We start from the raw sequence: 26,471 nt of genomic DNA on the forward strand, positions 1-26,471 counted from the left end.
GGGGAGGACGACCGTTTTGCAACTGCTCCTGAAGGTGAGCCGTGGCTCCGTGCGCATGCGCGCGGCGGCCAGATGACGCTTGAGAAAATATTCGGCGCGCAGATCGCGCGACCGCGGAGATCGTGATGCGCCCATTGTTGGCACTGAGTCAGGCCATCGACCGACTCAACGAGAAGATCGGCACCATCTGCAATCTGCTCGTGCTGATCGCCTGCCTGGTCAGCGCCGGCAATGCCATGATCCGCTACGCGTTCAGCTACTCGTCGAACGGCTGGCTCGAGGCGCAGTGGTACATGTTCGCGATCCTCGTGATGTTCGGGGCCTCCTACACCTTCAAGCGCAACGAGCATGTCCGCGTCGAGATCCTCTATCTGATGCTGTCCGAACGTGGCCAGCTCTGGCTCGACATGATCGGCACGCTGTTCTTCCTGATCCCGGCCTGCCTGCTGCTCGCCTATCTGTCCTGGCCGTTCTTCCACCAGGCCTATGCGGTCGGCGAGATGAGCGGCAATGCCGGCGGCCTGCTGCGCTGGCCGATCAAGTTCGTTATCCCGTCCGGCTTCGTGATGCTTGCGTTACAGGGCGTCTCCGAGGTGATCAAGCGGATCGCCGCGCTGCAAGGCTATGTGACGATCGACGCGAAGTACGAGAGGCCGACGCAATGACGATTACGCTGGAGATGATGCCGCCACTGATGTTCGGCGGCCTGATCATTGCAATGCTGATCGGCTATCCGGTGGCGTTCACGCTCGCCGCGGTCGGCCTGTCGTTCGGGTTTCTCTCGATCTATCTCGGCTTCTTCGACCTCAACTTCCTGCAGGCGATCCCGGGCCGCATCTTCGGCAGCGTGCTGTCCAACGAGCTCCTGCTCGCGATCCCGTTCTTCACCTTCATGGGCGCGATATTGGAGAGATGCGGGCTCGCCGAGGACATGCTGGATTCGATGGGCCAGCTGTTCGGCCCGATCCGCGGCGGCCTTGGCTATTCCGTGATCATCGTCGGCTTCATCCTCGGCGCCATCACCGGCACGGTGGCGGCGCAGGTGATCGCCATGGCGCTGATCTCGATGCCGGTGATGATCCGCTACGGCTACAACATCCGCTACATCACGGGCGTGCTCGCGGCCTCCGGCACCATCACGCAACTTGTCCCTCCCTCTCTCGTCCTGATCGTGCTCGCCGACCAGCTCGGCAAGTCGGTCGGCGACATGTATCTCGGCGCCTGGGGGCCGTCGGTGTTCCAGATCCTGCTGTTCGCCGGCTACACCTTCCTGCTCGGCATCTTCAAGCCGAGCCATGTGCCGGCGGTGCCGATCACAGCGCGCACGCTGACCGGCTGGGCGCTGTGGAAGAAGTGCCTGCTCGGCATCATCCCCTCCGCGGTGCTGATCTTCGTCGTGCTCGGCACCATGATGATGGGCCTTGCGACCCCGACGGAAGCCGGCGCCATGGGCGCGGTCGGCGCCATCGTGCTCGCCGCGATCCACCACAAGGATTTCAGCGCGACCGGCCGCAAGGTGCTCATCGTCGGCGTGATCGCCGGCGGCGTCGGCACCATTATCGCTATGCTCTACACCGAGAACCTGCTGTTCAAGCTCGCGTTCGCCATCACCTACCTCGCGGTGGTCTGGATCTGCCTCGAGGCCGTCAAGATCCCGGACCTGCGCGACCTGATCAAGCAGGGCTACGAGACCACCATGCGCATCACCTGCATGGTCACCTTCATCCTGATCGGTTCGACCTGCTTCTCGGTGGTGTTCCTCGGCGTGTCCGGCGGCAACTGGCTCGAGCACCATCTGACCTCGCTGCCCGGCGGCGTCTGGGGCTTCCTGATCTTCATCAACCTGTTCATCTTCTTCCTGGCGTTCTTCCTCGACTTCTTCGAGATCGCCTTCATCATCCTGCCGATGATCGCACCGATCGCGCAGAAGGTGCTGGCGCCGGTGGTCGGCCCCGACGCCGCGCTGATCTGGTTCGGCGTCATGCTCTGCGTCAACATGCAGACCTCGTTCCTGCATCCGCCGTTCGGCTTCGCGCTGTTCTATCTGCGCGGCGTGGCGCCGAAGGAAGTGAAGAGCTCCGACATCTATTGGGGCGCAATGCCCTGGATCGGGTTGCAGGCGATCATGGTGGCGCTGGTGATCGCGTTCCCGGTTGTCGTCACGGGACTGCTCGACAAGCCGCTCGATGTCGACCTCAGCAAGGTCAAGATCGAGGTGCCGCAGATCGAGCTGCCGCCGCTCGATTTCGGGCAACCGAAGCAGTAGCCGGCGCCAGCTTCTTCAGCGTGCCCCGGCGGAAGCGGGGCGCGCTGGAACCGTTGACGGCGGCGTCGAGTCCTGTGAAGACGCGGGGATACGGATCGCCCTCCAACTCACAGACCGCCGCCATGCCCCAATCGCATCCCGCCCGTTCGTTCGTTCGCCCGCTCATCGTTTCCCTCAGCCTCGCATTTGCCGCTGCCGTTGCGCATGCGGCGCCGGCGGCCGACATTCGCGCACTGGCGCAACAGGAGCAGCAGCCGCTGCTCGACACCCTGCGCGACCTCGTGCAGATCGAATCCGGCAGCAAGGACATCGAAGGCCTGAACCTGATCGCCACGCGCATCGCTAGCCAGCTCAAAGAACTCGGCGGCACGGTGGACATCCTGCAGACCACCGACATCTATCGGCTGGACGATACGCCGGAGAAGATCGGCCCCGCTGTGCAGGCCGTCTTCAAGGGCACGGGCAGCGCGAAGATCATGCTGATCGCGCATATGGACACGGTGTATCTCAAGGGCATGCTGAAGGACCAACCCTTCCGCGTCGATGGCGACAAGGCTTACGGCCTCGGCATCGCCGACGACAAGCAGGGCATCGCCACCATCATCCACAGCGTGGCGCTGCTGCAGAAGCTGAACTTCAAGGATTACGGCACGCTCACGGTGCTCATCAATGGCGACGAGGAGATCTCTTCGCCCGGCTGGCGCAGCACCATCGCCCGCGTCGCCGCTGAGCAGGATGCCGTGTTCTCGTTCGAAGGCAGCGACGCCAGCGGCACGCTCCGCCTCGCCACCAGCGGCATCGGCTCGGCCTACCTCACGGTGCACGGCAAGTCGTCGCATGCGGGTGCCAGGCCTGAAGGCGGCGTGAATGCGCTCTATGAGCTGTCACACCAGGTGCTGCAGATGAAGGACCTGTCGAAGCCCGAGCAGGGCCTGAAGCTGAACTGGACCGTTTCGAAGTCCGGCACCAACCGCAACGTGATCCCCGCCGAAGCCACCGCCCAGGCCGATGCGCGCGCGCTGAAGGTGTCCGATTTCGACGAGCTCGAGAAGGCGCTGCAGGACAAGATCAAGAACCGCCTGCTGCCCGACTCCAAGGTGGACGTGAAGTTCGAGGTGCGCCGCCCGCCGCTCGAAGCCAGCGACGCCTCGCGCCGCGTGGCCGGCCAGGGCAAGTCGATCTATCAGGAACTCGGCATGCCGCTGAACGTGGCCGAGCGGGCCACGGGCGGCGGCACCGACGCTGCGTTTGCCGCCCTCAAGACCAAGGGGGCCGTGGTCGAAGGCATGGGCCTCTCGGGCTTCGGCGCCCACTCCAACGATGCCGAGTATGTGCAGATCAACAGCATCGTGCCGCGCCTGTATTTGACCACGCGCATGATCATGGACCTGTCCGACGGCAAGGTGAAATAGACAGGACAGGCAGGCCCGCGGCACCACAGGTGCCGCAGGCCGGGCCCCTCAGACGGTCGCCGGCTCCGCCTCGGCGAGCCGGAAGCTCAGCGTGAACTGGGCACCGCCGGACGGCAGGTTTTCGACCCTGATTGTCGCGTCGTGATCGTCGACGACGCCGCGGACGATCGAGAGCCCGAGCCCCGCCCCGTCCGTGCGCTGGCGCTGGCGATCGCCGCGCCAGAAACGCTGGAACACCAGGCCCTGCTCGGCTGGCGCAATCCCCGGCCCGCAGTCGCGCACCTGCACCGAACCGTCCTCGTGCACCTCGACGTCGACCGAGGTCGCGTCTGCCGTGTACTTGATAGCGTTTTCCGCCAGATTGAAAATCGCGCGCTGCAGCATCTCGGCATTGCCCTTGACCCGCACCGGACCGTCGGTGCCGCGCAGCGCGATGTCCTTCTGCTGCGCCAGCGCATAGGGCGCGATCGAGCCGACCACCTCGGCGCACACCGCGCGCAGATCCGCGGTTTCGCCGGGGTCCAGCACCAGCGTATCGAGCTCGGCGATCTCGAGCAGCTGGCTGACGATACGGCTCATTCTCTCGATGTCGGCATGCAGCTCCTTGGTCCCCCTAGCTACATCCAGCGTCTCGATCCGGGTCCTCAGGATCGCGAGCGGGGTGCGCAGCTGATGCGCCGCATCGGCGGTAAACTGGCGCTGCACGTGAAACCCGTCCTCCAGACGGTCGAAGGCCTGGTTGACGGCGGTCACCAGCGGCAGGATTTCGCTCGGAATCCCCTCCGTCGGCAGACGGATGTCGGTCCTGGCCGGTCCGATGCTCCTGGCCTCCTCCGAAGCCCGTAGCAGCGGAATCACGGCGCGGCGGAAGATCAGGATGTCGGTGGCCAGCAGGATCAGGAGGATCGGAATGGTGATCCAGCCGACCCGGCGGAAGAAGTTGGAAACGATGTCATCGATGATGACGTCGCGATGCGACAGGTCCTCGGCGACTTGGATGCGCAGCGTCTGGCCGCCGACGAGCTTGGTGGCGCTGGCGCCGGAAATCCGGTCGGCCAGGGCCGGCAGTCGCGGCGCACCGCGATGCGACGAAAACAGCAGATGGTCGTCCGCATCGTAGATGTCGTAGCGATAGCGGCCATAGGCGTCGGAATAGAGCCCCTTCAGGCTGTCCGGCAGGTTGAGCTGCACCTTGCCGGCGGAATCGACCACGAGGTTTTGGCCGAGATCGGCGGCCTGATCGCGCATCGCTTCGCGATGCAGCTGGTTGATCTCCGAGTTCAGCAACCACAGCAGCAGCAGCGGCAGGAAGATCGCGGCGACCGCGACCGCCACGATGTGCAGGAACACGATCCGCGAGGTCAGCGATGTGAAGCGGAACACCCCTATTTCTCCTCCGCCAGCAGATAGCCGACGCCGCGAATGGTGTGGATGATGATCTTGGCGTGGTGCTCGGCGAGCAGCTTGCGCAGCCGCGACACGTAGACCTCGACCGCATTCGAGGCGACCTCGCCCGACAGACCGAAGATGTGGTCCTCGACATTCTTCTTCGGCACCACCCGCCCCTGTCGCCGCAGCAGGATCTCGAGCACCGACGTTTCACGCGCGGAGAAGACGTGCGGAGCACCGTCGACGAACACCTGCTTGCTCTCGGTGTCATAGACCAGATTGGCGAGCTTCAGCGACGAGCCGAGCAGCTGGCCGGGCCGGCGCAGGATGGCTTCGAGCCGCGCCACCAGCTCTTCCAGCGCGAACGGCTTCGCCAGATAATCGTCCGCGCCGCTGCGCAGGCCGTTGACCCGATCCTGCAGGCCGTTGCGCGCGGTCAACACCAGGACCGGCAACGGGTCGGTCTTGCGGCGCAGCTCCGACAGCACCGACAGGCCATCACCGTCGGGCAGACCGAGATCGAGGATCATGGCAGCATAGGTGACGCTGCGCAGCGCATCACGCGCCTCGGCAACGCTGTGGACGATATCGGACTCATATCCCGCCGCCAGCAGCCCGCTCGCGAGCAGCCGCGAGAGCTCGAGATTGTCCTCGACGATCAGAAGGCGCATCGCAGCAGTCCTGTTTTCATTTCGATCAGTCTTCCGATTGCACACCTTGTTGCGATGCGCCAGCCAAGCGACAATTCCGCAACAGCTCGCGCGTTGAGCAATCCCGATGTGCAAACGATACGCATTTGAGCACGACGCCCGGATTGCCGCTAACCGCGCTATATTTTGGCTATGCGCGACCGCTCCTTTCCCCACGCAAAATAGATAAACAGGCCTCCGTCGCAATCAAATTCGCGCGCCGGGCGCGCTCTTGAGAAGGGCAAATGTAAGGCTGGCGTCAGCTAGCCCTGATAATCGTTCATCTGCTCTCACCGGGAGATCGACGACGGCCCGCTATACGGCAAGACCTCGTCTCTCGCGCGAGAATTTCATGCAGTATTGGCGGCGGGCGATGTCATTTCGAATGAAGTATATGGGCTTTGCGGCGATGCCGGTGCTGGCTGCGCTTCTCGCCGGCGCATGGCTCACGACGCGCGCCGATGGTGTCGTGAATGCCAAGGCCGCGCAGGAGACCGCGCCGCAGGACGTCAACGTCGAGCAGCAATACGTCGCGCTGAGCGACAAGCAGACGGCCTCCCTGAAGGTGATGGCCGCGGAGCAGCGTTCGTTCCGGACCCTGAAGAACGCAGTCGGCTCGATCGACTTCAATCAGAACATGCTGGTGCAGGCGTTTACCTCACATCCCGGCAGGATCGTCGACACGCCGCTCAATGTCGGTGACGAGGTTGCGAAGGGCGACAGGCTGTTCACGATCGACAGCCCCGATCTGCTGCAGGCCGAGTCGTCGCTGCTCGCCGCGGCCGGCGTGCTCGAACTGCAGACCAGGACGCTGGCCCGGGTCAGGCAGTTGCTGAAGACCGGCGGCGGCTCGCAAAAGGACGTCGACCAGGCGACGTCGGATCAGCAGACCGCCGAGGGCAACTACAAGGCCGGGCGCGACGCGGTGCGCATCTTCGGCAAGACCGAGGCCGAAATCGACCGCATCGTCGCCGACCGCAAGGTCGATTCCATTCTGGTGGTGCCGAGCCCGATCTCCGGCCGGATCATTGCGCGCAATGCCGCGCCGGGACTCTTTGTGCAGCCCGGCAATGCACCGGCGCCCTATTCGCTGGCCGACATCTCGACGATGTGGATGGTCGCCAATGTGATCGAGACCGATGCCCCCGCCTACCGGATCGGCCAACCGGTCGAGGTACGGGTGCCGGCCTATCCGAATGAGGCGTTTCGCGGCCGCGTGACGACGCTCGGCCTCAACATCGATCCGAACTCGCACCGCCAGCTGGTGCGTTCGGTGATCGACGATCCCCAGCACAAGCTGCGCGCCGGCATGCTGGCGAGCTTCACCATCGAAACCGAACCGCCAAAGCTGTCGGTGAGCGTTCCGCTGGACGCCATCGTGCGCGAGGGCGACGGAACGATGACGGTGTGGGTCACGAGCGACGGCCGCAAGTTCGACCGCCGCACGGTGACAATCGGAATGGAGCAGGACGGCTGGCGGCAGATCCTGAACGGCCTCGCAGCCGGCGAGAAGGTCGCCTCCACCGGCGCGATCTTCCTCAGCAACAAGTTCGCCAACGCGGCCACCGGCTAGCCCGTGCTAACCGCGCCTTCGTCCGCTCAAGAGTAAGTGCAGCACCTTGATCAAGAGCCTCCTTCAATTCGGTCTGACCCGAAGCGCCGTCATCGTGCTCGGCCTCGCCGTGTTCTGCGCCGCCGGATTCGCCGCGTTCACCAAGCTGAACATCGAGGCCTATCCGAACCCGGCGCCCGTCATCCTCGAGATCACGGCCCAGGCCGCCGGCCTCTCCGCCGAGGAGATGGAGAAGTACTACACGATCCCGATGGAGGTCGGGCTGTACTCGACGCCGGGCGTGGTCAACATCCGCTCGACCTCGTTCTACGGCCTGTCGTTCGTGCGGGTCACCTTCAAATACGGCGTCGACTATTACTTCGCGCTGTCGCAGGCCACCAACAACCTCACGCAGAACGTTCAGCTTCCCGGCAACCAGATCCCGCAGATCCAGCAGTCCAGCCTGGTTGGCGAGATCTACCGCTACCAGCTCGTCGGTCCGCCGAATTTCGGCCTGACCAACCTCAGGACGTTGCAGGATTACGTCGTCGCCCGCCGGCTGATGACGCTTCCAGGCGTGGTGCAGATCAATGCCTGGGGCGGCACCACCAAGCAGTTCAACGTCGACGCCGATCTCGCCAAGCTCGAAGCCTACAACATCACCGTGCCACAGCTGATCAGCGCGCTCGGCAACGCGAACATCAATGTCGGTGGCCGCGAAATCGCGATCGGCCAGCAATCCGTCAACATCCGCGGCATCGGCCTGATCAATTCAGGCGGCGATGACGATATCACCAAGGGCTACCGGGTCCGGGACATCGAGAACGTCGTCCTGACCCAATCCAACGGGCTGCCGATCCAGATCAAGGACGTCGCCAAGGTCTCGGTCGGCTATGTGCCGCGGCTCGGCATCGCCGGAAAGGACAGGAACGACGACGTCGCCGCGGCCATCGTCGTGATGGGACGCACCCAGCACACCAACGACATCGTGCCGAAGGTCGAGGAGGAGGTCGCCAAGATCAACAGCGACGGAACCCTGCCGGCCGGCGTCAAGGTGGTCCCCTATTACGATCGCACCTCGCTGGTCAGCGTCACGACCCACACCGTACTGCACAATCTGATGTTCGGCTGCCTGCTGGTGTTCGTGATCCAGTGGGTCTTCCTCGGCGACCTGCGCAGCGCGCTGATCGTCAGCGCCAACATCCCTTTCGCGCTGTTCTTCGCGATCATCATCCTGGTGCTGCAGGGCGAGGACGCCAATCTGCTGTCGCTCGGCGCCGTCGACTTCGGGATCATCGTCGATTCCGCCGTCATCATGATGGAGAACATCTTCCGCAACTTCCAGTCCAGTCCGGAGAACCGGCTCAGGGTGCTGCAAAACCTCGCCGAGGGATACTGGGGTGGCGATCCCACGACGAGAAACGGCCAGCCCGCGCCGGGCTGGACCGAGCGGCTGCGCATGATCTTCGTCAGCGCGTTGCAGGTCGACAAGGCGGTGTTCTTCACCGCGGCCATCACGGTGACCGCGTTTGTGCCGCTGTTCACCATGCAGGGCGTCGAAGGCCAGATCTTCGGACCGATGGCGCGAACCTACGGCTACGCGCTCGCCGGCGCGCTACTCGCGACATTCACCGTGACGCCGGTGCTGGCATCGCTGCTGCTGCCGCGGCATATCGAGGAAACCGAAACCATCATCGTGCGCTCGCTGCGCAAGGCCTACACGCCGGTGCTGCGCTGGTCGCTGACGCATCTGAGGGTCGCGGTCGCAGCCGGCATCATCTTCCTCGGACTGAGCGGCCTAGCCGCGAGCCAGCTCGGCAGCGAATTCCTGCCCGCGCTCGAGGAAGGCAATTTCTGGATCCGCGCCTCGATGCCGCCGACCATGTCGCTCGACGCAGGCACCGAACCGACCCGCAAGATGCGCGAGATCCTGTTGCGCCACCCTGAAATCGTCACGGTGGTGTCACAGCACGGGCGTCCCGACAATGGCAGCGACGCCTCCCCATTCTCCAATGTCGAGCTGTTCGCGCCGATCAAGCCGTTCGACCAGTGGCCACCCGGCCTGACCAAGGAGAAGCTGACTGAGGAACTGCAAAGGGAGCTCGACGAGGAACTGCCCGGCGTCACCTTCAATTTCTCGCAATACATCCAGGACAACGTCGAGGAGGCGCTGTCGGGCGTCAAGGGCGCGAACTCGGTCAAGATCATCGGTCCCAACCTCGCCGTGCTCGAACAGCTCGCGACCAAGGTTTCGCAGGAGATGGCCAAGATCCGCGGCGTCGCCGATCTCGGCATCTTCCATCTGGTCGGACAGCCCAACCTCAATATCAAGGTGAACCGCGAGAAGGCCGCGCGCTACGGTCTCAATACCGGCGACGTGACGACCGTCGTCCAGGCCGCGCTCGGCGGCACCAGCGCGACGACGGTGCTGGAGGGCGATCGGCAGTTCGGCGTGGTGGTGCGGCTCGATCCGAAGTTCCGCCAGAGCATCGACGAGGTGCGCGAGATCAAGGTGGCCTACCAGACGCCGTCCGGCACCAACGCCTATATTCCGCTGAGCGAGCTCGCCGACATCTCGCTCGATACCGGCGCGTCGTTCATCTATCGCGAGCGCAGCCAGCGCTACATCCCGATCAAGTTCAGCGTGCGCGGCCGCGATCTCGGCAGCACGGTGGCCGAGGCACAGACGCGCGTCGCCGAGGCGGTGCAGCTTCCGACCGGTTACCGGATGATCTGGTCCGGCGAATTCGACAATCTCGAAGCCGCCAAGGCGCGCCTGATGATCGTGGTGCCGGTGACGCTGCTGCTGATCTTCGTGCTGCTCTACAGCCTGTTCAATTCGCTGCGCGACAGCCTGCTGGCGCTCGCCGGCATACCCTTCGCGGTCGGCGGCGGCCTGATCGCGCTGTACCTCGCCGGCCTCGATTTCTCGATCTCGGCCGCGATCGGCTTCATCTCGCTGTTCGGCGTCGCCGTCATGGACGGCATCCTCAACATCACCTATTTCCGCGAATTGCGGGTCTCGGGCATGAGCATTGCGGAGGCGGTGTTCAACGGCGCCGAGCAGCGCATGCGGCCGATGCTGATGACCGCGCTGTCCGCGGGCGTCGGCCTGTTCCCCGCCGCGCTGTCGCACGGCATCGGCAGCCAGGTGCAGCGGCCGCTCGCGACCGTGGTGGTCGGCGGCATGTTCATCGGCCCCCTGCTGCTGCTGATCGTGGCGCCTGCGCTGCGCAAGATCTTCCTGTCGCGCGAGCCTGTCGCCTCGCCCGACCAGGCGGCGGCCACGGCACCGCCCGAAGCGGCGCATGAAGGGGGCGCCTGATGTCCACAACCGTTGCAAGGATTGTTGCCGCGCCCGCGCGGTGCGGAAGGCGCGCGCTGCGTCCGACGCTTGGCGTTGGCGCCGCCGCGCTGTTGCTGGCAAGCTGCGCCGTCGGCCCGAATTTCGTTCCGCCGGCCGCTCCGGATGTCGATCGCTATACACCGGAGAAGCTGGCCTCTCCGAGCTCGAGTGCCGGGGGCCCCAGCGTGCCCAAGCAGCACTTCGTCAGCGGAGAGGACGTGTCGCTGCGGTGGTGGACGGCATTTCGCTCGAAGCCGCTCGACGATTTGATCAAGATGTCGGTCGAGCACAACCCGTCCCTGCAGGCGGCCGAAGCATCGATCAGGATTGCGCAATACAACGCGCTGGCGCAGCGCGGGCTGTTCTTCCCGCAGCTCGGCGCAAACTACACACCTTCCCAGCAGCAGATTTCCGGCGCATCGGGTTCGGGCCCGGGCGGCCAGTCGCCTTCGGTATTTTCGCTTCATACCGCGCAATTGAACGTCAGCTTCGTGCCGGACATCTGGGGCCAGAATGTTCGCGCCGTCGAGAGTCTCGACGCGATCTCCGAGCAGCAACTGTTCCAGCTGGAAGCAGCCTACCTCACGCTGACGGCCAACGTCGTCACCGCGGCGATCCAGGAAGCATCGCTTCGCGGCCAGATTGCCGCGATCCAGCGCGTCGTGAAGATCGAACGCGGCATTCTGGAGATCGTGAAGAACCAGTTCAACGCCGGCGGCGCCGCCCAGGTCGACGTGCTGGCGCAGGAGGCCGCGCTGGCCCAGTCCGAGCAACTGCTGCCGCCGCTCGAAAAGCAGCTCGCCGTTCAGCGCGACCTGCTGACCTCGCTGGCCGGGCAATTCTCGGCTGACGAAATCCTGCAGAAGTTCACGCTCGACCGCCTGGCGCTTCCCGCACACCTGCCGGTGAGCCTGCCGAGCAAGATGATCGCCCAGCGTCCGGATGTCAGGGCCGCGGAAGCGCTGCTGCACTCGGCGAACGCCCAGGTCGGCGTGTCGATCGCGGCGCGGCTGCCCAACATCACGATATCAGGCAATGCCGGCGCCGCCGGCTTCAGTCTGGCCGAATTGTTTACGCCGGGAACCAGCTTCTACGTCATCGCGGCGAGTGCGACCCAGCCGCTGTTCGACGGCCTGACGCTCTACCACAAGCAGAAGGCCGCGGAGGCCGCGGTGGACCAGGCGGATGCGCTCTATCGCCAGGCCGTCGTCACGGCGATGCAGAACGTCGCCGACGCCTTGCGCAGCCTGCAGGCCGACGCGCGCGCCCTGCAGGCTGCGGTCAAGGCCGAGCTCGCCGCCAAGGCCAGCCTCGACATCATTCAGAAGCAGCTTGCTCTCGGGCAGGTCAATCAGGTGGTCGTGCTCAATGCCCAGCAGGTCTACCTGACGGCGGCAGTGGTCCGCGTGCAGGCGCAGGCGACGCGCCTCTCGGACAGCGCCGCTCTCTTCATGGCGCTTGGTGGCGGCTGGCCGACAAACTGCGCATCCGACGACTGGCGCAAATGTGCCCTGGACGATCTGCCCGCCACCGCCCCGCAGCAGGTCAGCGAAAACCGGCCGCCTGCCCGCTGACAAGCGCCGTACGAGACCACTGACTGGAGGAACCGACGAATGAAGAACATGCTCACCTTGGCGGCAATTCTCCTGGCGGTCTCTACGGGATCCGCGGCCGCACAAAGCGCGGTCGGCGGTCCCAAAAAGCCAAGCAATCTCGGCGGTCCCACCGAGCAGAAGAACCCGGTGGTTCGCACGACGCAAGGTGCCGTATCAACGCCTCCTGCGTCGCCGCCAAAGCGATCGCCAAGGAAATAGCGGCACGCTCCCGCAACTGAGTTGGCTTCCGGGATTCACGCTGATCGGCTCGATGAGACCCATATGAAAAATACAATGCGTCTGCTTCTCATCGCTGCGGCCGGTGCCATCGTTGTATCGGAAGCCTGCGCTGCGCCTGTTCAGGTCACGCGGCTGTCGCCGCAACATCCCGCAAGCATCGTTCGGGTGCGCCTCGCTTGTGACCAGAACTGCCATTGCTGGCAGACGCGCTATCAGCAGCGAAGCTATCGCCGGAAGATCGACGATCAGGAGCGACGGGATCCGAATTACTGCCCAGGCGGGGGCCATTATAACGGCCATTACCGCACCGGGCTGGGCTTCGAAAGCCGTGTTCCGGTGCGGTCATTGCCGTTTCCATTTTGATCGACGGGCTTGCACGATGATTGCCGGGCCGACGCGATCAGCGACCGCGCCTACCAGATGATGGCCGCGCATATCAGCGCCAACGGCACCGCGGCGCCGCCGATGACGACCCACCTGCGCATATCAGCGGGATCCCTGGAATACCTGAAGATCTGGGCGGCGACGAAGAGGCAGACCGCGGCGCCGAGGATGATGCGAAACAAATCCGATGGCGTGTCGTAGGCCGACCAGATGGTTTCGTTTTGCGGAGTTGCGACGCGAGCAGTGATGACCACCACAAGGGTCAGAAACAGCGTCCGCAGGATAAGACCGAGGAAACGCATATGGCGCCCTGATTCACGCTCCTGAGTAATGTTAGCACGAGTCTCGCCCAAAAGCATGCATTTGGCTGGCCCCCGCCGGCTCCAGGCAAAAAACCCCGGAGTTTTGCCCGGGGTTCTGCTTGCGGTGAAGGTCAGTGGCGTCAGGCCTGAGAGTGGCGTGCCATGAAATTGTCGTAGCCGACTTCGGCGACCTGGAACCACTGATAGCCGTTGTTGGAGAACGATGTCAGCGAGTCATAGACCTTCTTGAAGTTGGCGTTGGTCGCCGAAACCTCGGCATGCAGCTCCTTGGCGGCCTTGAAGGACGCTTCCATCACCGCAGACGGGAACGGGCGCAGCTTGGTGCCGGCCGCGAGCAGCTTCTTCAGTGCGAGCGGGTTGGCCTGGTCGTAGCGCGCCATCATCCAGTTGTTGGCGAGATGGCCGGCCTGCTCGAGCACGAACTGATAGTGCTTCGGCAGCGCGTTCCACTTGTCGAGGTTGATTATCGCCACCAGCATCGGGCCGCCTTCCCACCAGCCGGGGAAGTAATAGTTCGGCGCGACCTTGTAGAAGCCGAGCTTCTCGTCGTCGTAGGGACCGACCCACTCGGCCGCATCGATGGTGCCTTTCTCCAGCGCCGGATAAATGTCGCCCCCGGCGAGCTGCTGCGGCACCGCGCCGAGCTTTTGCATCACCCTTCCGGCAAAGCCGCCGATGCGGAATTTGAGGCCCTTGAGATCGTCGACGCTGTTGATCTCCCTGCGGAACCAACCACCCATCTGGCAGCCGGTGTTGCCGGCGAGCAGCGAGGTGACATTGTAGCTCTTGTAGAACTCGTTGAGCAGCTCCTTGCCGCCGCCCAGCATGAACCAGGCCTGGTTGAGCCGCATGTTGGGCCCGAACGGCACCGAGGAGCCGAAGGTGAAGGTCGGGTCCTTGCCGAAATAGTAATACGACGCGGTGTGTCCCATCTCGACCGTGCCGTTCTGCACGGCGTCGAGCACCTGCAGGCCCGGCACGATCTCGCCGGCGGCAAAGGTCTGGATCTGGAACTTGTTGTCGGTGGCCTCACCCACCGCCTTGGCCATCAGCTCGGCGCCGCCGTGCAGCGTGTCGAGCGACTTCGGCCAGCTCGTCGTCAGGCGCCATTTGAGCTCCGGCATCGACTGCGCGATCGCGGGAGCTGCGACCGTTGCCGCGCCTGCGACGCCCAAACCCGTAACCTTGATGAAATCTCTGCGCTTCATTTGAATCCTGCCCTGTATGATTGTGTTGTCCGAGCGTCGACTGCTTGCGATCGTCGCGCTGCGTTTCTTTGCCGTCATGACCGGTGACCGGACATGCGCCCGCCTTCGTGCCGAGGCTTCGGGCGCGAGCATGGAACATCCCCTCGGCGAATGCCAGACGCAAAAAACCCGGCCTCCTTGCGGGGGCCGGGCTACTTAAGTCGAAGCTTTGGGTGCGTTCTCTTCTCGCGTACGCTCGAAGCGCTATCTTGATCAGCCGCGGGTGCGCGAGCGGATCATGAAGCTGTCGAAGGTGTATTCGGCGACCTGCCACCACAGATACTGGTCGGAACGGTACGCCTGCATGGCGTCGATCGACTTCTTGAAGTCGGCATTCTTGGCCGAGATTTCACCCCACAGCTCGTTGGTCGCCTTGAGGCAGGCCTCGAGCACTTCGTTGGTGAACGGACGCAGCTGCGTGCCGCCGGCAACCAGCCGCTTCAGCGCCGAGGGGTTCTGCATGTCGTAGCGCGCAGCCATCCAGGTGTTGGCGTTGGCGGTCGCGTTGGTCAGGATCGCCTGGTAGCTCTTCGGCAGCGCATTCCACTTTTCGAGGTTGCAGTAGGCGTGCACGGTCGGGCCGCCTTCCCAGAAGCCCGGATAGTAGTAGTACTTGGCGACCTTCTGGAAGCCGAGCTTCTCGTCGTCATAGGGGCCGACCCACTCGGCGGCGTCGATGGTGCCCTTTTCCAGCGCCGGATAGATGTCGCCGCCGGCGAGCTGCTGCGGCACCACGCCGACCTTCTGCAGCACCTGGCCGGCGATGCCGCCGATGCGGAATTTGAGACCCGAGAGATCGGCGACCGTCTTGATCTCCTTGCGGAACCAGCCGCCCATCTGGGTGCCGGTGTTGCCGCAGGGGAAGCCGATCACGCCGAACTTCTTGAAGAACTCGTTGCCGAGCGCCTCGCCGCCGCCCTGGTACCACCAGGAGTTCTGCATGCGGGCGTTGAGGCCGAACGGCACCGACGCGTAGATCGCAAAGGTCGGGTCCTTGCCCACATAGTAGTAGGACACGGTGTGGCACATCTCGACCGTGCCGTTGGAGGTCGCGTCCAGCGCCTGCAGGCCGGGGACGATCTCACCCGCCGCGAACACCTGGATCTGGAACTTGTTGTCGGTCATTTCGGCGACGTACTTCGCCACCTGGTCGGCACCGCCATAGATGGTGTCCAGCGACTTCGGGAAGCTCGAGGTCAGGCGCCACTTGATTTCAGGCGAGGACTGCGCAATCGCCGGCGCGGCAACCGCCGTCGCGGCAGCACCGGCCGCAGAAACTTTCAAAAAATCACGACGCTTCATCGTAAGGCTTCTCCTTGAGGGGGCGTTTCCCGGTGTCCGCAAGCAATTCTCCGGCAGGACGCTTGAAGGTCTGCCGGGGCGCTCTGGGTCGGCCCTTTACCACGGAAGGCGGCCTCACGGAAACGCGACAATGGCATGACTGCACCAATTAAACGAAAGTCTGATGATGCGGGAAATCTGCCGGAAAATGCGGGCTCAGGCTGCGGCGACGACGGCTTGCCGCGGCTCGCGGACCTTGTCGCCGTCACGCGGTAAATCGCCGCGTACGGGCCGCCCGGCAGGCACTCAGCCACCGGGCTCCCGAGGCAATCAGCGCCGCGTCGCCTCTCGCGCCTTCTTGGCTTTATCGGCCAGATGCCGCCCACGTCGGATCCAGCTTTGCGCCGTCGTCTTGCTGACGCCAAAGGTCTTGGCGATCGCCATGGCGGCCTCGCCGATCGAGTGGGATTTCTTCGCAAGGTTGAACGCCATGCGGGAGGCCTCTTCGCGCTTCTCCCGCGTCAGGTGCTTACGGCGTTGTTTGTTTGCTTCGCGTGATGCTGCCATGTCGCTGGTCGCCTCACGCCCCCTCCCCGTATGTCGGCTGCCCGTGGCCGCCTTCAATTGACGGAACGGTGGTACGATTCGGCCAGTGCCGGACAAACATACAGGCCGGACGCGATTCAGCAATCATCCAACGGCGACAGGCCTGTGAAGAAAGGCCGCCGGGATCCCGGCCTTTGGGGCCCACCTTCTGACCGGGACAGCAGCGCGGGCTCAGGCGGCGGCGATGACGCCTTGCAGCTGCTCACGGACCTTGCTGCCGATCGCGCGGTAGATCGCCGCGTGCGGACCGTCCGGTTCGCTCTCGACCACCGGGTTGCCGGAATCGGAGGCGGCGCGGATGGCGATATGCAGCGGGATCTCGCCGAGGAACGGCACCCCGAGCTTCTCGGCCTCGTGGCGGGCGCCGCCATGGCCAAAGATGTCCGAGCGCGTGCCGCAATGCGGGCACTGGAAATAGCTCATGTTCTCGACAATGCCGAGCACCGGCACATTGACCTTCTTGAACATCGCCAGTCCCCGCCGCGCGTCGATCAGCGAGAGGTCCTGCGGCGTCGAGATAATGACGGCGCCCTTGAGCGGGACGTTCTGCGCCAGCGTGAGCTGGGCGTCGCCGGTGCCTGGCGGCATGTCGACGACCAGCACATCGAGCGTGCCCCAGGCGACGTCGCGCAGCATCTGGGTGATCGCCGACATCACCATCGGCCCGCGCCAGATCATCGCGGTGTCCTCTTCGACCAGGAAGCCGATCGACATGATCGACAGGCCGAAGCGCTGCAGCGGGATCATCTTCTTGTCGTCGTTGAGCTGCGGCTTCTCGCGGATGCCGGTCAGCCGCGGCACCGATGGGCCGTAGATGTCGGCGTCGAGCAGCCCGACGCGCAGGCCGATGTCGCGCAGACCGAGCGCAAGGTTGAGCGCCGTGGTCGACTTGCCGACCCCGCCCTTGCCCGAGGCAACCGCGATGACGGCTGCGATGCCGGGGATCTCGGCCTGGCGCGCCATCGGCGATTGCGCACCAGGCGGGTGCGGATGACGGTGCGCGGACGCAGGCTGGACACCGCCGGCCGGCCGCGGCGCAGGCGCCGCACCACCCGCCTTGCGCTCCGCGGTCAGCGCGATCATCGCGACGCTGACGCCGGGAATGGCGCGCACGGCGTTCTCGGCCTGCGCACGCACGCTCTCCCAGGCGCGGGCTTCCGCCGCATCGACATTGATCGAGAAGAACACCTTGCCGTCGGTGACCGTGATCGCCGACAGCACATTGGCGTTGGTCAAGGCCGTGCCGCGCGGCGACATCACCTTGGCAAGACAATCGAGAACCTGTTGCTGCGTCACGCTCACCGCGCATCTCCCGGAAAGTTCAAGAGACCTCCCATAGAGCGTTGCAGCGCAAAAGGCTACCTCGCTCCGACGTCGTCTCGCCGCTCGGCCGGCGCAGCGGAGCCGCCCTCCTTGGCGGCCTCGTAGTTTAGCTCGATCATGACCCCGTTGGGGTCGTTGACGAAGATCTGCCAGAGATCGCCGCCGGGAACCTGGCGCGAGTCGAATTCCATGCCCTTGGACTGCAGCCGTTGCCGCATCCCGTCAAAGCCCTGACTGGCAAAGGCGACGTGATGGACGACGCCCGAGTCAGGCTTTTGCGCCTCGTCGGTCGCGGAAATATCGACCAGATGCACGACGGCCTTGCCCTCGCTGTACATCCACGCACCCGGGAACGCGAAGTTCGGCCGCGCCCCCTTTTCCAGGCCCAGAATGTCCTCATAGAACCGCACCGTGGCGGCGAGATTCCGGGTCCGGATATTGAAATGATCGAGCACACCGACGCTCATGCCCATGCGAGACACTCCCTTTTTTGTGAGGTTCTTTGGTGGGCCGATCCTAGCACAAAACCGGGGTCTGCCATCCAACGAAGCCGTTGCCCTCCGCTACGCAGGGGGTATGGTGCGGCTCCTTCCATGGACGGAATGCCCTGCCCGCCGCGACGTTTTCCGGCGGTCTCGAGGGCGATCACCACGGCAAATCACAAGGTAACAAACATGGCTAAAGTCGCTTTCCTCGGTCTCGGCGTAATGGGTTTCCCGATGGCGGGACACCTCGTGAAAAAGGGCGGCCATGAGGTCACCGTTTACAACCGGACCGCGGCGAAGGCGAAGGAATGGGCCGACAAGTTCGGCGGCAAGACGGCGCCGACCCCGAAGGCCGCCGCCGAAGGCCAGGATTTCGTGATGTGCTGCGTCGGCAACGACAACGACCTGCGCGCGGTCACGATCGGCGCCGACGGCGCCTTCGCCGGCATGAAGAAGGGCGCGACCTTCGTCGATCACACCACCGCCTCCGCCGAGGTCGCCCGCGAGCTCGATGCCGCCGCCACCAAGGCCGGCTTCAAGTTCGTCGACGCGCCGGTGTCCGGCGGCCAGGCCGGCGCCGAGAACGGCGTGCTGACGGTGATGTGCGGCGGCAGCGAAGACGCCTATGCTGGCGCCGAGCCGATCATCACCGGCGCCTATGCGCGGATGTGCAAGTTGCTCGGACCGGCGGGCGCCGGCCAGCTGACCAAGATGGTCAACCAGATCTGCATCGCAGGCCTCGTGCAGGGCCTCTCCGAGGGCATCCACTTCGCCAAGAAGAGTGGTCTCGACGTCGCCGCCGTGATCGAAACCATCTCCAAGGGCGCGGCGCAGTCCTGGCAGATGGAAAACCGCTACAAGACCATGAACGAGGGCAAGTACGATTTCGGCTTCGCGGTCGAGTGGATGCGCAAGGACCTCTCGATTGCACTGGCGGAAGCCCGCCGCAACGGCGCCACCCTGCCGGCGACCGCGCTGGTCGACCAGTTCTATGCCGAGGTCGAGAAGATGGGCGGCAAGCGCTGGGATACGTCGAGCCTGCTGGCGCGGCTGCAGCGCTAACGCCTCTTCGCATACGGCCAGGTGACCCGCGCGGGCGGGTCACCTGCGATGCGGCGCCGTCTCGCGAAGGAGAATTCCCCTTTGAAGGTCGCGCTGCCAAAATATCGAAAACAACCCCATGCAAAGTAGCTGGCCGGCCGCCGGCATTCGATATGGCAACTTGACACGTCGGGCAAATCAGGGACACACTTCCATTATTCCGAAATTGTGTGGACGCCCTCAATTACGGCGACAGTGCACTCAACTTCTAGCGGTTTAGTGCACTGTCACCGTAATCCCGGTGTATCGGCTTCCCAGATGCAAACCAATACGAAAACCACGAACGATCCGACTCCTCCTAGCGGGCCAAGTCCTTCTCCTCCTTCCCCTTGATGCCAATAACCCAATGTCTACGCCGCACCTTCTTTTTCTTGCTCTTCTCCCTCTGGCAACGATTGTATTTGGGTGCCAGCAGCTCTTTTGCCATTGTCTCTTCGATGTGAGAGTAGGAGCGGCAGCCGTTGAAATCGTTATTTTCAAGCGATTTGTCACTTTCGCTATCCCCATAGCCGAGATCACAAGGTTCGATAGGGTTTCTTTTTGGCGGGCTGCCTTCAGCTGGGGCTTCAACCTGGTGAATCGGCCGTTCGGAACGTACGTTCTCCTTCACCGTACCCGAGGCTTCTTTCGGAGAATCGTGGTGACGCCAAGCGATGCTGACGAATTTTGCAATGCGTTATCGCGCAACTGGGGCGTTCGCTGACGGAAACGTAACGGCACCACTTGGGCATGGGCATCGATGAGCGCTTCTCACGGCCCGGTTCGACCTATCTTACCGATGCGCTCGGTTCGACCGACGGCTAGTTGAAGCCCCCTGCCTCGAGCGCCATCCGAATTCTCCTTGGTTAATTTAACCTCCGGTTAACGCATTTCTTTAGCTCTTTAAGGCAACGCTTAATGAATTGGCGTCACAGATAGACAATGCAAAAGGCGCGCGCGGTTCGCGCGCAGGATTTGTGTTGTTGATGAGTAATCCCGCAGAAAAGCCTGAAGTTGTACAGCTTCCGGCAGGACCCCAGGTGACGGTGCCGGTCAACAGCCGGCGCGTCGCAGCGCAGCGGGTGCGCGAGGCGCGGGATCGGTTAACGTCAACCAGTGGAACCCGCCCGGCGTTCGACGCCGAACTGCTCCGGCAATATGCCCAGACCCGGATGTCGGCTTCCTACGTCGTGATGCTGCTCGTGGTGGCAACCGGCGTCCTGTTTGGCCTCTGGATGAAGCCGATCGTGGCCGGCGCCTGGACGGTCGGCATCCTCGGCGTCCATCTCGCCATCATCCGCAGTTGCGCCCGCTTCCTCGCCGAGCCGACCTCGGTCGCGGTGACCCGCAAATGGCGCACCCGCTTCGTGCTGCTCGATCTGCTCTACGGCCTGTGCTGGACCGCGATCCTGATCCACCCCGCCGGGCGCGATCTCTCCTCCAACACGCTGATGATGTTCCTGATGCTGCTGGTGATCGCGGTCTCCAGCATGCTGGCGGCGAGCCTGCCGATCGCAGCACTCGCGGCGACCGTTCCGGTGACGGTCGGGATCGCGCTCGACCTCGTGCTCAACGGCGCATTCGACAATTACGTGCTGGCGCTGCTCGCGCTTGCCGCGGAAGGTTATTTCGCGCTGCTGGCGCATCGGCTGCATTCGACCACGCTGGCGACGCTGGAAGCCCGCGCCGAAAAGGACGCGCTGATCGGCGAACTGGAACAGGCCAAGGCGATCTCCGACGAGGCGCGGCACCGCGCCGAATCCGCCAACGTCGCCAAGTCGCGCTTCCTGGCCCAGATGAGCCACGAGCTGCGCACGCCGCTCAACGCCATCCTCGGCTTCTCCGAGGTGATGAAGAGCGAGATCTTTGGCGCGCATGCGGTGCCGGTCTACAAGGAATATTCCGCCGACATCCATAATTCCGGCGTGCACCTGCTCAATCTCATCAACGAGATCCTCGATCTGTCGCGCATCGAGGCCGGCCGTTACGAGCTGAACGAAGAGGCCGTGGCGCTGGTGCATGTCGTCGCCGACTGCCACCATCTGCTGAAGCTGCGCGCCTCCAGCCGCGGCATCACCATCCACGAGGTGTTCGAGCATGGCATGCCCCGGATCTGGGGCGACGAGCGCGCCATCCGCCAGGTCGTGCTCAACCTGCTCTCCAACTCGATCAAGTTCACCCCGCAGGGCGGCGAGATCTGGCTGAAGGTCGGCTGGACCGCGTCGGGCGGGCAATATCTGAGCGTCAAGGACACCGGAAGCGGCATCGCCGAGGACGAGATCCCGGTCGTGCTGGCCTCGTTCGGCCAGGGCTCCAACTCGATCAAGTCGGCGGAACAAGGTGCGGGCCTTGGACTGCCGATCGCCAAGAGCCTGATCGACATGCATGGCGGCACCTTCACGCTGAAATCGAAGCTGCGCATCGGCACCGAGGTGATCGTGACCTTGCCGCCGGAGCGGGTGATGAGCGCGCTGGCGCCGATGACGGAAGAGGCGCCGCCGATGCAGCCGGAGCCCGCCGAACCCTCGATGGGCGCCGACCGGAAACGTCTGCGCCGCAAGTCGATCATGACTGCCGGCACCGGATTGTAGAGCATGTCGCGAAAGATCGTGACGCGGTTTTCGTTGCCCATAGACGCAAGGCGTTCGCACCAGGACCATGCTCGCGACAAAAAGCCGGGGCGTGATGGCGCATCCCGATTCGACCGACTTGCACCGGCGGCTGAAACGGTTCAACAGTTGAAGAATGAGCTCAGAAACGCCGTGTATCGCAGTCTGCATGATCGACCCCAGGACGAAGCTCTGCTTCGGCTGTGGTCGCACGCTTCCGGAGATCGCACGCTGGCACAAGATGGACCGCGCGGAGCGGCTGTCGGTCATGGCGAATTTGCCGGCGCGGATGGCCGAGGCCGGGCTCGAGCACATGGAGCCGCGTCCGAAGCGCGCGTGACCACCGGAGCGACCGGAGCCGTACCGTGACCCGCATCCTCCTTGTCATCCTGCTCTTGATGGCAACCGCGGGCGCCGTTGTCACCTACGGCGATCCCGATCAGATCGCGCGCGCCAGACAGAATCTGACCCAGATCTTCGGCCGCAGCATCGCCGCGCCGGCCTCCGCCCCTGCCCCCGCGGTGCAGATTGCGCGCAGCCAGGGCGGCGAGTTCGCGTTCCGCGCCAAGATCAACGGCGTCAGCGCGCCGATGGTGATCGACACCGGCGCGACCTCGGTCGTGCTGACCTGGGAAACCGCCAAGGCGATCGGGCTGCCGACCGACATGCTCGAATACAATGTCGACCTGGAGACCGCCGGCGGTCACACCAAGGCGGCGCGGCTGACGCTCGATCGTCTCGCGGTCGGCAAGCTGGTCGAGAAATCGGTGCCTGCGCTGGTGGTGCAACGCGGACAGATGAAGACTAACCTGCTCGGCATGAGCTTCCTCGACCGGCTCGAAAGCTGGGGTGTCCGTTCCGATACGCTGAGCCTCACCGGATATCCTGACGTCACCGGCAGCATCAACACCACGGCCCGTCACCGGCGCCCGCGCACGGTTGTCGACTAGCCCTAGCGGTCGTCGTCGTGGATCGACGACGGATGCCGGCATAGCGGCGTGACGCGGATATCCATGAACGGAAACAGCGGCAGGCTGGACAGGATGTCGTGCAATTCCTGCGCGCCCGACACGTCGAAGATGCTGACATTGGCGTAGCGTCCGGCCACCCGCCACAGATGACGCCAGGCTCCCGTGCGCTGCAGCTCCATGGCACGGGCACGCTCGGCCTGCTTCAGCGCATCGACGTTCTCGGCCGCCAGATCGTACGGAATCCGCACGTCCATTTCGACGTGAAACAACATGATGATCAACTCTCTCTGCAAGCGATGAGGCGGTAGCGCGAAAACGGAACTGGAGCCGCCACGCGACCGCGGCGGCTCCATCGCTCTGTCTACCAGATCGTCAGCTTCGCCGTCAGCCCTGCACCAGACCGCGGCTGACCAGGTTGATGTCATCGGGATTGACGAGATCCTTCGCCGTCCACCCGGAGACGTCGTAGTCGCTCATGCAATTGCGCACGAAATCCTGCATGGCGCCGAGGTCGCCGGTGGCGCTCGCGGCCATCAGCGTCTCGACACGCAGGTTCTCGTAATTGCCCGCGTAGTTGCGCTCGTAGAGCTCGTGGCGGCCGCCGAATTCGGAGCCGACCGCGTCCCAAAGCAGCTTGAGCAGCTTGATCCGGTCGATCGCGGCGTAACCGTTGGAGCCGCGCACGAAGCGATCGAGATAGGGCCTAATCGCCTCGCTCTCGAGGTCGGCCGAGCTTGACGGCAGATAGATCAGGCCACTCGCGACATGGCGCTCGATCAGCTCCTTGATCCGCGGATAGGCCATCGGGGCGAAGACGCGATAGGCCAGCCCGTAGTTCAGGTTGGGCAGATTGTAGCCCTCGGTCCCCTGCCAGGCGATCGGCGATTTCACCATCGCATCCGAAATGCCGTGGAACAGGTTGCGCCAGGCGATCACCTCGCCCACCGCCGTCTGCACGCCGCGGAAATCCTTCGACCCGGTCGCCTCCACCGCCATCGAGAACAGGCCGGCAATGAAGTCGAGCTTGACGGCAAGCCGCGTCACGCCATGCAGTGTGAAGCGCGGGATGAAGCCCGACGCCGGGAAGAACTGGTTTATCTTGTCGACGTCGCCATAGATGAAGACGTTCTCCCAGGGCACCAGCACCTTGTCGAACACAAGGATCGAGTCGTTCTCGTCGAAGCGGCTGGACAGCGGATAGTCGAACGGCGAGCCGGTCGCGGCCGCCGTGAACTCGTAGGATGAGCGGGCGATCAGCTTGACGCCCTTGGCATCCATCGGCGCCGTGAAGATCAGCGCGAACGACTTGTCCTTGATCGGGATGCCGTAGTGCGCGATGAAATTGTAGTGCGTCAGCGCCGAGCCGGTCGCAACCACCTTCGCACCCGAGACGATCAGGCCGGCGTCGGTCTCCTTCTCGACATGCATGAAGACGTCGCGCACGTCCTCGATGGCGCGATCGCGATCGATCGGCGGATTGACGATGGCGTGATTCCAGAAGTCGAGCCGTTCCTGGGTCCGGGCATACCACTTCTTCGCGTTGCCGGCGTATTCGCCATAGAAGCCCGAATTCGCGCCCAAGGTCCCGAGGAACGCCGCCTTGTAGTCCGGCGAGCGGCCCATCCAGCCGTACGCAACCTTCTGCAATTCGGCAATCGCGTCGCGGCCCCTGATCAGGTCGTCGGCCGTTTTCGAGCCGAGGAAGAACGGGTGGGTCAGCTGTCCCGAGCCGGTGTCGGTCAGGACACCGATCTGATCCTTCTTCTCGTGAAAGCGGTCGTACCAGCGTGCCACCATCCGCGCCGAGTTGCGGAAGGCGGGATGTTGGGTGACGTTCTTGACGCGCTCGCCGTAGATGTAGATGTAGATTTCCCGGCCATCCTGGATGCTGTCCAGGAATTCCGCGCCGGTATAGACGCTGGTGGTTGACGCAGGCGCGTCGGCCCGCAGGGCAGCTGCTGTAGTCATGGGTTTCTCCTCCGCTTGTGTCGTCGGACCGGCGGGCCTTGCCACACCGGCCCGGACCATGCCGTCACGCTCTTGATCGGCGTGACATCGGCGGAAAAGCTACGCGCTCACCCGGAGCGGGCGAAAGGTATCACACCATACCGCGCGAACCGCCGCGGCTCGGGCTATGACTCAGGTGGCACGGACCGAACGGCAATGATCGTCCGGCCGACGCAACGCCGCAGCTGACGCAGCAATCGCGCAGCACGGCAAGGGAGCGAAAACCGGAGCGAACCATGGGCAAGGGTTTTGACAGCGCTGCTGTCGCTTTCCATCGCGATGGCGAATTGGCCCTCACGGCAAGCGTCGTGACCATCGGCGCGTTCGATGGCGTTCATCGCGGGCATCAGGAATTGCTCCGGCAGACCATTGCGGCAGCGCAGCGCCGCCTCGTTCCTGCGGTGGTCTACACCTTCGATCCACCGCCAAAGGTGTATTTCGGCCAGGCCGAGGCGCTGATCTCGCTGCGCGAAAAGCTCGAGCGCATCGCAACATTCGCACCGGACCACATCGTCGTCGCCGATTTCAATGAGATCTACGTCCGCCGCAGCGCAGCCGATTTCCTCGCCGAGTTGCGGCGTCTGCGACCGCGTGAAGTGATCGTCGGCGAGGACTTCCGCTTCGGGTCCTGCAAGGGCGGCACCGCGCAGCTGCTGCGGCAACATTTCGACACGCGCATCCTGTCGCCGGTGCGCTGCGGCAACGGCGAGATCGTCTCGAGCAGCCGGATCCGGAGCTTGCGGCGATCCGGCCTTGCGGCCGCCGCGGCGGCGCTGGAAAACTGGAGAGATATCGTGACCGCGCCACCAGCCAATCGCTCCGGCTTGGCCCAACTGGAGGTCGCCAACCAATGACCGCCATCGATCCGCGAGAACTGCGCAACGCCTGCGGCCAGTTCGGCACTGGCGTCACCATCATCACGACGCATTGTGAGGGCCGCGACCACGGCATGACGGCCAACGCCTTCATGTCGGTCTCGCTCGAACCGCCGCTGGTCGCGATCTCGGTCGCGAAGAGCGCCAAGATGCTCCGCAACATCCAGAAGACCGGCCGCTTTGCAGTCAGCGTCCTCGCCGAGGGAATGGAGGACCTCGCCTGGCATTTCGCCGGCAGGCCCAAGCTCGACCTCCGCGACGTCTTCGAACGCCGCGATGACCTGCCGGTCATCGCCCATGCAGCGGCATGTTTCGTGACCGATCTTGCTGATGAGATCATCGCGGGAGATCACACCATCTTCCTCGGCAAGGTGCGCGAGATGTCCCTGGAGCCCAGCAAGAAGCCGCTGCTGTTCTTCCGCGGCCGGTTCGGCGGCCTTGTCGACCCTCACCCCGCACCCGCGATGCTGGAGAATGCCGGCTACGAATTTATCTGGTGAAACCGCCAGCCGATATTCCCGAAAACGGGGATGCAAGTTTGAGCAAACTGCAAGAAAAGGAGGAAACGACCATGCTGAACGTCAACAAGGACACCATCACCGACCATGTGATCGCCGCGCTCTCGAAGGACATTCCGGATCGCAACCGTCAGATCATGACGAGCCTGATCCGCCACATGCACGCCTTCTGCAAGGAGGTCGACCTGACCTTCGCCGAGTGGTTCGCGGCCTGCGAATTCCTGCGGCGCGCCGGCGACATCTCGGACGAGAAGCGCAACGAGTTCATCCTGA

General features: G+C 64.1%; 24 protein-coding genes and 1 pseudogene. 14 read left to right on the forward strand and 11 right to left on the reverse strand.

All coding sequences use genetic code 11. From position 1 onward, the window contains the following. Nucleotides 1–125 precede the first annotated feature (125 nt). The 3 genes from HAP47_RS25940 (at nt 126) to HAP47_RS25950 (ending at nt 3,678) form a co-directional block, all read left to right on the forward strand. Entirely contained in the window at nt 126–665 is a 540-nt protein-coding gene (locus HAP47_RS25940; protein WP_097672497.1) for a TRAP transporter small permease subunit, read from the forward strand. Beyond that, nucleotides 662–2,266, forward strand: coding sequence for a TRAP transporter large permease (locus tag HAP47_RS25945; RefSeq protein WP_173642167.1), 1,605 nt, complete (start codon nt 662–664; stop codon nt 2,264–2,266). The genes HAP47_RS25940 and HAP47_RS25945 overlap by 4 nt, the downstream gene beginning before the upstream one ends. A gap of 122 nt (nt 2,267–2,388) precedes the next feature. Continuing rightward, nucleotides 2,389–3,678 carry a M20/M25/M40 family metallo-hydrolase gene (locus tag HAP47_RS25950; protein ID WP_173642166.1) on the forward strand — a complete coding sequence of 430 codons (1,290 nt, stop codon included), beginning with the start codon at nt 2,389–2,391 and terminating at the stop codon, nt 3,676–3,678. A gap of 48 nt (nt 3,679–3,726) precedes the next feature. Here HAP47_RS25950 and HAP47_RS25955 read toward each other — a convergent pair whose 3' ends face one another. Both HAP47_RS25955 and HAP47_RS25960 read right to left on the reverse strand, forming a co-directional pair. Next, entirely contained in the window at nt 3,727–5,061 is a 1,335-nt protein-coding gene (locus HAP47_RS25955) for a sensor histidine kinase (protein ID WP_173642165.1), read from the reverse strand. A 2-nt stretch (nt 5,062–5,063) separates the two neighbouring features. After that, nucleotides 5,064–5,738, reverse strand: a complete 675-nt coding sequence (locus tag HAP47_RS25960) for a response regulator transcription factor (RefSeq protein WP_173642164.1) — start codon at nt 5,736–5,738, stop codon at nt 5,064–5,066. A 391-nt stretch (nt 5,739–6,129) separates the two neighbouring features. Here HAP47_RS25960 and HAP47_RS25965 point away from each other — a divergent pair, with 391 nt between their 5' ends. The 4 genes from HAP47_RS25965 to HAP47_RS25980 all read left to right on the forward strand — a co-directional run bounded on the left by HAP47_RS25965 (nt 6,130) and on the right by HAP47_RS25980 (nt 12,852). Further along, nucleotides 6,130–7,329 carry an efflux RND transporter periplasmic adaptor subunit gene (locus tag HAP47_RS25965; protein WP_231168374.1) on the forward strand — a complete coding sequence of 400 codons (1,200 nt, stop codon included), beginning with the start codon at nt 6,130–6,132 and terminating at the stop codon, nt 7,327–7,329. A 46-nt stretch (nt 7,330–7,375) separates the two neighbouring features. Further along, on the forward strand, nt 7,376–10,633 hold the full coding sequence (locus tag HAP47_RS25970; protein WP_173642163.1) for an efflux RND transporter permease subunit: 3,258 nt from the start codon (nt 7,376–7,378) through the stop codon (nt 10,631–10,633). Next, the gene (locus HAP47_RS25975; protein WP_173642162.1) at nt 10,633–12,228 is read left to right on the forward strand and encodes an efflux transporter outer membrane subunit; all 1,596 of its coding nucleotides are present in this window, start codon (nt 10,633–10,635) and stop codon (nt 12,226–12,228) included. The genes HAP47_RS25970 and HAP47_RS25975 overlap by 1 nt, the downstream gene beginning before the upstream one ends. Nucleotides 12,229–12,531: 303 nt before the next feature. Then, nucleotides 12,532–12,852, forward strand: a complete 321-nt coding sequence (locus HAP47_RS25980) for a hypothetical protein (RefSeq protein ID WP_173642161.1) — start codon at nt 12,532–12,534, stop codon at nt 12,850–12,852. Between the two features lie 50 nt (nt 12,853–12,902). Here HAP47_RS25980 and HAP47_RS25985 read toward each other — a convergent pair whose 3' ends face one another. From HAP47_RS25985 to HAP47_RS26010, 6 genes are all read right to left on the reverse strand, one after another. Continuing rightward, nucleotides 12,903–13,175 carry a hypothetical protein gene (locus tag HAP47_RS25985; RefSeq protein ID WP_173642160.1) on the reverse strand — a complete coding sequence of 91 codons (273 nt, stop codon included), beginning with the start codon at nt 13,173–13,175 and terminating at the stop codon, nt 12,903–12,905. Between the two features lie 140 nt (nt 13,176–13,315). Continuing rightward, nucleotides 13,316–14,404 carry a TRAP transporter substrate-binding protein gene (locus HAP47_RS25990; protein WP_173642159.1) on the reverse strand — a complete coding sequence of 363 codons (1,089 nt, stop codon included), beginning with the start codon at nt 14,402–14,404 and terminating at the stop codon, nt 13,316–13,318. A 252-nt stretch (nt 14,405–14,656) separates the two neighbouring features. After that, nucleotides 14,657–15,745, reverse strand: coding sequence for a TRAP transporter substrate-binding protein (locus tag HAP47_RS25995; protein WP_173642158.1), 1,089 nt, complete (start codon nt 15,743–15,745; stop codon nt 14,657–14,659). A gap of 309 nt (nt 15,746–16,054) precedes the next feature. Beyond that, nucleotides 16,055–16,291 (reverse strand): hypothetical protein, encoded by a 237-nt coding sequence (locus HAP47_RS26000; RefSeq protein WP_173642157.1) that lies wholly within the window; start codon nt 16,289–16,291, stop codon nt 16,055–16,057. 210 nt (nt 16,292–16,501) lie between these two features. Further along, nucleotides 16,502–17,632 (reverse strand): Mrp/NBP35 family ATP-binding protein, encoded by a 1,131-nt coding sequence (locus HAP47_RS26005; RefSeq protein ID WP_173642156.1) that lies wholly within the window; start codon nt 17,630–17,632, stop codon nt 16,502–16,504. Between the two features lie 56 nt (nt 17,633–17,688). Next, the gene (locus HAP47_RS26010) at nt 17,689–18,126 is read right to left on the reverse strand and encodes a VOC family protein (RefSeq protein WP_173642155.1); all 438 of its coding nucleotides are present in this window, start codon (nt 18,124–18,126) and stop codon (nt 17,689–17,691) included. A 201-nt stretch (nt 18,127–18,327) separates the two neighbouring features. On the opposite strand from HAP47_RS26010, the gene HAP47_RS26015 reads away from it, so the two are divergent. Beyond that, nucleotides 18,328–19,200 (forward strand): NAD(P)-dependent oxidoreductase, encoded by an 873-nt coding sequence (locus tag HAP47_RS26015; protein ID WP_173642154.1) that lies wholly within the window; start codon nt 18,328–18,330, stop codon nt 19,198–19,200. A gap of 337 nt (nt 19,201–19,537) precedes the next feature. Here HAP47_RS26015 and HAP47_RS26020 read toward each other — a convergent pair whose 3' ends face one another. Further along, nucleotides 19,538–19,849: a hypothetical protein gene (locus HAP47_RS26020; protein ID WP_173642153.1), complete on the reverse strand. Its 312-nt coding sequence runs from the start codon at nt 19,847–19,849 to the stop codon at nt 19,538–19,540. Between the two features lie 355 nt (nt 19,850–20,204). On the opposite strand from HAP47_RS26020, the gene HAP47_RS26025 reads away from it, so the two are divergent. The 3 genes from HAP47_RS26025 (at nt 20,205) to HAP47_RS26035 (ending at nt 22,777) form a co-directional block, all read left to right on the forward strand. Beyond that, nucleotides 20,205–21,809: a sensor histidine kinase gene (locus HAP47_RS26025; protein WP_173642152.1), complete on the forward strand. Its 1,605-nt coding sequence runs from the start codon at nt 20,205–20,207 to the stop codon at nt 21,807–21,809. 154 nt (nt 21,810–21,963) lie between these two features. Beyond that, nucleotides 21,964–22,167, forward strand: coding sequence for a DUF1289 domain-containing protein (locus tag HAP47_RS26030; RefSeq protein ID WP_092125546.1), 204 nt, complete (start codon nt 21,964–21,966; stop codon nt 22,165–22,167). Between the two features lie 25 nt (nt 22,168–22,192). Further along, nucleotides 22,193–22,777 (forward strand): TIGR02281 family clan AA aspartic protease, encoded by a 585-nt coding sequence (locus tag HAP47_RS26035; RefSeq protein WP_173642151.1) that lies wholly within the window; start codon nt 22,193–22,195, stop codon nt 22,775–22,777. A gap of 2 nt (nt 22,778–22,779) precedes the next feature. On the opposite strand, the gene catC is transcribed toward HAP47_RS26035, so the two are convergent. Both catC and HAP47_RS26045 read right to left on the reverse strand, forming a co-directional pair. After that, complete coding sequence (gene catC, locus HAP47_RS26040; RefSeq protein ID WP_173642150.1) at nt 22,780–23,070, reverse strand: muconolactone Delta-isomerase; 291 nt, start codon at nt 23,068–23,070, stop codon at nt 22,780–22,782. A 112-nt stretch (nt 23,071–23,182) separates the two neighbouring features. Beyond that, nucleotides 23,183–24,766: a 4-hydroxyphenylacetate 3-hydroxylase N-terminal domain-containing protein gene (locus tag HAP47_RS26045; protein WP_173642149.1), complete on the reverse strand. Its 1,584-nt coding sequence runs from the start codon at nt 24,764–24,766 to the stop codon at nt 23,183–23,185. A 275-nt stretch (nt 24,767–25,041) separates the two neighbouring features. Here HAP47_RS26045 and HAP47_RS26050 point away from each other — a divergent pair, with 275 nt between their 5' ends. The 3 genes and pseudogenes from HAP47_RS26050 to HAP47_RS41635 all read left to right on the forward strand — a co-directional run. Further along, nucleotides 25,042–25,659 carry an FAD synthetase gene (locus HAP47_RS26050; RefSeq protein WP_231168376.1) on the forward strand — a complete coding sequence of 206 codons (618 nt, stop codon included), beginning with the start codon at nt 25,042–25,044 and terminating at the stop codon, nt 25,657–25,659. Further along, a complete protein-coding gene (locus HAP47_RS26055; RefSeq protein WP_173642148.1) occupies nt 25,656–26,180 on the forward strand; it encodes a flavin reductase family protein in 525 nt (174 codons plus the stop codon). The genes HAP47_RS26050 and HAP47_RS26055 overlap by 4 nt, the downstream gene beginning before the upstream one ends. Nucleotides 26,181–26,356: 176 nt before the next feature. Beyond that, nucleotides 26,357–26,470 (forward strand): annotated as a pseudogene (locus HAP47_RS41635) (dioxygenase); the annotation flags it as partial. Nucleotide 26,471 lies beyond the last annotated feature (1 nt).

It is taken from the genome of Bradyrhizobium sp. 41S5, assembly GCF_011516665.3.
Taxonomy (GTDB): Bacteria; Pseudomonadota; Alphaproteobacteria; order Rhizobiales; family Xanthobacteraceae; genus Bradyrhizobium; species Bradyrhizobium quebecense.